Source organism: Thiospirillum jenense (assembly GCF_014145225.1).
Classification (GTDB): Bacteria; Pseudomonadota; Gammaproteobacteria; order Chromatiales; family Chromatiaceae; genus Thiospirillum; species Thiospirillum jenense.
Genome location: NZ_JABVCQ010000106.1, coordinates 1 through 567, shown reverse-complemented (window position 1 = coordinate 567; position 567 = coordinate 1). Strand labels below are relative to the sequence as shown.

The 567-nt window shown below is 47.8% G+C and carries 1 protein-coding gene; it reads left to right on the top strand.

The annotated features are described in order from the left end of the window. Positions 1 to 567: choice-of-anchor U domain-containing protein (locus HUK38_RS14725; protein ID WP_182585059.1), on the top strand; the 567-nt coding region annotated here is incomplete at both ends.

Sequence of the window (567 nt, the reverse complement as noted above, 5' to 3'; positions counted from 1 at the left end):
CGGTAATGGCGATGGTATTACTGACACATTACAACCCAATGTCACGTCATTACCATTCTTAAATACCAGCACGCCATCAACTGATTCAACTGCGCCAGAAGTGTATGTTACTTTAGCAGCCGGTGGTGCGAATGATGGCGGCGTTCATTTAACCAATGTCACGCAAGAAGACGCGCCCGAGGATTTAGCCGATGATCCACTCGCCCCGGATTTACCACTCGGGTTTATTCGCTTCACTGCTGAATTACCGCCCGAGGTTGATAATCAAGATTTTGAATTGTTTGTACCAGCGGAGATTGAAATAAACGGTTATTGGAAACAGACCAGCGGCGGCGGCTGGGCCAATTTAGCCAGTGCCGAATACGGCGGTTCAATTGTGATTGATGAACACGGCACACAATTGAATTTCACCATTCAAGACGGCGGACCCTTTGATAATGATGGCGCAGTGAATGGCAGTATTGATGATCCGGGTGGGCCGGGCTATGTCGGTGATTCAGCAACCGTCTTTTTAGCGCATAACAGCGGATTAAGCATCTTTGAACGCTTAAAAGCCTATGGTCAAAT